Raw genomic sequence first — 1,241 nt, 5'->3', positions numbered from 1 at the left:
GCCTTCGTCCTCGCCACATCGCCACCGCCAGAACACACCCTGCACTGGTCGATCTGGCGACGAACATCCCAAGCCCGAGCCCGACGATCCCACTACCAGCGCAGACAGGCGAAGTGACGTTGGAGTACTAGCCGGTATTCCGGGGCTGCCCCGAACCGACTTGCCAAGCTTTCCACCTTTGTAGTCTGCGGCGCTGACATCACAAAGGCGAATCTGATCCCAGCTTACAGGCTGCGCAGGAGCCTGGGAATTTGCAGAGTGCCAGAAAAAGCACCTCCAGCGGCTTGAGCGACGAAGACGTGACGAGATCTGGCGCCGCGAGAGATTGGCTCGCGATGGATACCTGCCCAACGCCGGTCCGGGTCGGGGACTGCGTAGGATGTGTGAGACAGAGCCGAAATCGACACACTCCCTCGAATCCGGCCGTCCCGACAGGCAGAAAGCCCTGACCAGCAGAAACGCTGGTCAGGGCTACCAGACGGTAACGAGACCTCTTACGAAGCGAGCCTTGGACGCGCATCGGTTGGCCCGCGCTGCGGATCAGGGCTCGGACGCCACGGTGAGCTTTGCGAGGTCGGGGGCATAGACGGTCATCCAGTGCGGATGCAGCCGGTAGTAGACAACGTCGTTGTCCCAGTCGAAGAGGTCGTCGCCGTAAAAGTTCTTAAGGTACGCAAGCACGTCCGGCCAGTCCGCGGCCCGATCGCCATGCTGGGGGTTGAGGATCTCCACCTTACCGTGCGTGAAGACGCCGAGGTCCTCACCGCGCAAATGTGCGGCGCTGGCGGCGGGCCGCGCCGCGAGGTGGCGCGCCTTGGCCGCGTCGCGCGCCGTGCCGAAGTACCACTTGCCTCGCAGGAAGTGCCCGTCCACACCGCTGATCCGCGGCTCACCCTTCGCCGTAACGCTGGACAGAGCGAGGGTGCACATGCCGGTGAGGACCTGGGTGAGCTGCTCCGCGTTCAGTGTGCGCGCGGTGTTGATGATCGAGCGGAGGTGGGAGGTGGAGCGGGCGAGGGAGGCGTCAAGGAGGGCCTGGAGCTTTTCGAGATCTTCTGGAGTTTCGTGCATGGAGGTCCTGTCTTTCCGTATCTGTCCGTGCCGCCCGGTCCGCGCCTAGTACGGCAGCCGCCATTGGCGGTCTGACCTCGTGGGATGTGGTGGGGGTGTGTAACGTGGACGCAGCCGCCTGTTGATCATGTGTTTGTGAGGACTACAGGATCGAAGGCGGCTGCTGCTGC

The 1,241-nt window shown here is 63.6% G+C and carries 1 protein-coding gene; it reads right to left on the bottom strand.

The annotated features are described in order from the left end of the window. Positions 1-540 precede the first annotated feature (540 nt). Entirely contained in the window at positions 541-1,071 is a 531-nt protein-coding gene (locus ABNF97_RS33915; protein ID WP_349341064.1) for a pyridoxamine 5'-phosphate oxidase family protein, read from the bottom strand. Positions 1,072-1,241 lie beyond the last annotated feature (170 nt).

This window comes from Plantactinospora sp. B6F1 (assembly GCF_040120695.1).
GTDB lineage: Bacteria > Actinomycetota > Actinomycetes > Mycobacteriales > Micromonosporaceae > Plantactinospora.
Note: the sequence above shows the minus strand (reverse complement) of the source record. Positions and strands in the feature narration are given on the sequence as shown.